The 4,052-nt window shown below is 69.4% G+C and carries 1 protein-coding gene; it reads left to right on the top strand.

Annotation, left to right across the window (positions count from 1 at the left end; genetic code table 11):
* A partial coding sequence (locus ABZW16_RS43260) for an acyltransferase domain-containing protein (RefSeq protein WP_354961974.1) occupies positions 1 to 4,052 on the top strand: 4,052 nt, incomplete at both ends.

Below are 4,052 nucleotides of genomic sequence, written 5' to 3'. Positions count from 1 at the left end.
GTTTGGAGGGTCCTGCGGTCACGGTCGATACCGCGTGTTCGTCGTCGCTGGTCGCCTTGCATCTGGCCTGTCAGGCGCTGCGTCAGGGCGAGGCATCCCTGGTGCTCGCGGGCGGGGTGAGTATCGGTGCGAGCCCGACCCTGTATGTCGATTTCGCTCGCCAGCGGGGGCTCGCGGCCGATGGCCGGTGCAAGCCTTTCGCCGCCGCGGCGGACGGTGTGACCTGGTCGGAGGGCGTGGGCGTGCTGGTCGTCGAGCGCCTTGCCGACGCCCGGCGCCTCGGCCACGACGTCTTGGCCGTGGTGCGTGGCAGTGCGATCAATCAGGACGGTGCGAGCAATGGTCTGACCGCGCCGAACGGTCCGTCCCAGGAGCGGGTGATCGCGGCGGCGCTGGCCGACGCGGGGCTGAAGCCTTCGGATGTGGACGCGGTGGAGGCGCACGGCACCGGAACGACATTGGGCGATCCGATCGAAGCGCAGGCGCTGATCTCGGCGTACGGATCCGATCGTGAGCAGCCGTTGCGGATCGGCTCCTTGAAGTCGAATATCGGCCACGCGGTCGCGGCCGCGGGCATCGGCGGCGTGATCAAGATGGTCGCGGCACTGCGGCACGAGTCGCTGCCCAGAACACTGCATGTCGACGCGCCGACCCCGCATGTGGATTGGTCGGCGGGTTCGGTTCGGCTATTGACGGAGTCGCAGCCATGGGCCGCCGGTGACCGGGTGCGTCGTGCGGGTGTCTCCTCGTTCGGGATGAGCGGCACCAACGCGCACCTGATCCTGGAGGAGGCGCCGCCGTCGATCCGCCCGGAAACAACGGTGGCAGAGCCTGATTCGGGTACGGACGGTGCACGCCCGCTGTCGTGGACCTTGTCGGGCGCGAGCCCGGAGGCGGTGCGCGAACAGGCCGCCCGGCTTATTGAATGGCTGGCCTCGCACCCGGAGTCGGCGGCGGATGTGGCGTATTCGTTGCTGCGTCACCGCGCGCAGTTGGAGTGGCGTGGCGCGGTGGTCGGACGGGATTCGGCCGAGCTGCTGGCCGGGCTCGCCACCGTGGCCGAGTCGGCGGAACTGCCCGCCAAGGGCGTCGAGGACGTGGTCCTCGGTCGCGCGGTCGCGCGCCGTGTCGCACTTGTATTCCCCGGTCAAGGCAGCCAATGGCCCGGAATGGCCGCCGAATTACTGGCTTCCGACCAGGTTTTCGCCGACGCGATCGCCGAATGCGAGGCGGCGCTGGCACCGTTCGTGGATTGGTCGCTGACTGCGGTGCTGCGCGGCGAGCCGGGTGCGGTATCGCTGGACCGGGTGGATGTGGTGCAGCCCGTGCTGTTCGCGGTGATGGTGTCACTGGCGCGGGTATGGCGCGCCAATGGCGTGGAACCCGCCGTGGTGATCGGGCATTCGCAGGGTGAGATCGCGGCCGCGGTGGTCGCGGGCGGACTGTCGCTGGCCGATGGCGCGCGCGTGGTCGCCCTTCGCTCCCTGGTCGTCGCCGAGGAACTCGCCGGCGCCGGCGGTATGGCGTCGGTGGGCGCGGCCGTCGAGGCGGTCGAGCAGCGGTTGACCGGCTTCGGTGATCGGCTGTGCGTCGCCGCGGTGAACGGACCGGGTCTGACCGTGGTGTCGGGGGAGTCCTCGGCGGTGGATGAGTTCCTGGCTGGTTGCGCGGCCGACGGCGTCTGGGCGAAACGGATTCCGGTGGACTACGCATCGCATTCGCATGCGGTGGAGTCGATCCGGGACCGAGTGCTGAGGGAGCTGGAAAGCGTTGCCCCCCAGCGCGGTTCGGTACCTTTCTACTCAACCGTATGCGCGGACTATGTCGATACCGAGACGCTGGACGCCGGCTATTGGTATCGCGGACTGCGGGAACGGGTGCGCTTCGCCGAGTCGGTGGAGGCGCTGCAGCGCGCGGGCGTGAACGCTTTCCTCGAGATCAGCCCGCACCCGGTGCTGACAATGGGTGTCGAGTTGACGGCGGGTTCGATCGGGATGGCCGATCGAGTGGCCGTTCTCGGCACACTGAAGCGCGAGCACGGGGGCGCGCGACAGCTTGTCACCGCGCTGGCGCGGGCGCACTGTGCCGGCGTCGATATGGCGCCGCGGGCATTGGCTCCGGTCGCTACGCGAGTGCCGCTGCCGACGTATGCCTTTGCGCACCAGCGTTATTGGCTGCGGCCGGTCGGCGGCGCGGAGGAGCGGCGCCCGGGCCTCGACGATGCGGGACATCCGCTGTTGGGCGCGATGGTGCGGTTGCCGGACTCCCTGGTGTTCACCGGCCGGTTGTCGCAGGCCGGACACCCATGGCTGGCCGATCACGCCGTCGCCGGGGTGGCCTTGCTGCCCGGCGCCGCGCTCGTGGAGCTGGCCCTGCATGTGGGATCGGTAGTGGACTGCTCCCGGGTGGCCGAGCTGATGATCGAGGCGCCGCTTGCGGTGCCGGCCACCGATGCGGTGGAACTGCGGGTGGTGGCGAGCGATCCGGATGCGTCCGGATCGCGCACGGTGTCGGTGTACACGAGCTCGATCGGCGACGACTCCGAGCAGAATGACGATGCGCCACAGTGGGTTCGCCATGCCGTCGCGACGATCACCGCCGATTCGGCGACGACGGCCGTCGAGCCGAGTCCGATCGGCTGGCCGCCGGTGGGGGCGACCGAGATCCCGATCGATGACGCGTATGCGGAGCTGGCGGAATCGGGCTATGACTACGGCCCGGTGTTCCAGGGTTTGACCGCGCTGTGGCGGGGTGACGGCGAGGTATTCGCGGAAGTGGTGTTGCCGGAGCCCGCGCGTTCGGAGGTCGCTGGGTTCGGTGTGCATCCGGCGCTGCTCGATGCCGCACTGCACGCGATCCTGCTCGGCGGCTTCGTACCTGCGACGCCGTTCGGCCAGGTGGCCGTCCCGTTCCTGTGGGAGGACGTCGCGCTGTACGCGACGGGTGCGACGACGGCGCGAGTGCGCGTATCCGCCACCGGGGATGAGCGTATCGCGGTGACCCTCACCGACGGTTCGGGAACCGTTGTGGCTCAGGTGGGTTCGCTGACGATGCGTCCGATGGCCACCACGGCGCTCAGTGTGGCGCGGCAGCGGACCGACAGCGCCGGTTACGACCTCGATTGGATCACGCTGGCTCCGGCGGTCGATGATCCCACCGCATCGGCGGCCTGGAGTCGGACCGACGACGCGGAGACCGTCACGATCGCGGGACGGGTCGCCACGGTGGTGCGGCTCGACGGACACGCCGCCGACATGGACTTCGACGGCGATCTCCCGATGACAGTGCGGGATTCGGTGACGGAGCTGATGACGCGAGTGCAGCGGCGGCTGACCGGCGACGGCGCGGTCGTCGTCGTGTCGCGGCAGGCCGTGGCGGTGCATCCCGGTGAGCCGGTAGACCTGCCCGCGGCAGCGGCTTGGGGGTTGCTGCGCTCCGCGCAGAGCGAGCACCCGGACCGCATCTTCCTGGTCGATATCGACGACTGGTCGGAGTATCGGCGCGCTGCGGCAATGGTTCTGACGACCGAGGGCGAGCCGCAGCTGGCCGTCCGGCGTGGGACGGCGCACACACCGCGGCTGCACCGCCGTGCGGACAATCTCCACGGCGTCACCGCAGTGCGTACCAGCGCGGCATGGTCGCTCACCCTGCTCGGCAAGGGGACCTTCACCAGTGACAACTTCAGCCTGATCGACAACGTGGGCGCGCCCGGCGACCGACTCGAATCAGGGCAGGTCCGGGTGGGTGTGCGGGCGGTCGGCCTCAATTTCCGCGATGTGCTGATCGCGTTGGGCACCTATCCCGACGCGGATGCTCGGATCGGTAGTGAAGGCGCCGGAGTCGTACTCGAGGTGGCACCCGATGTGACCGAATTCGTGCCGGGGGACCGGGTTTTCGGGTTCATCACCGGCATCGGCTCGGTCGCGGTGGTCGATCGCCGATTCCTCGCGCCGATGCCGAGCGGCTGGTCCTTCGCTCAGGCCGCCGCTGTCCCGGTGGTGTATGCGACGGCTTATTACGGTTTGGTTGATCAGGCTGCTGCGCAGCCTGGT

The sequence above is a fragment of the Nocardia sp. NPDC004604 genome, from assembly GCF_040609795.1.
Lineage (GTDB): Bacteria > Actinomycetota > Actinomycetes > Mycobacteriales > Mycobacteriaceae > Nocardia.
The sequence above is the reverse complement of the archived record's forward strand: the minus strand, read 5'-3'. Positions and strand labels throughout refer to the sequence as shown.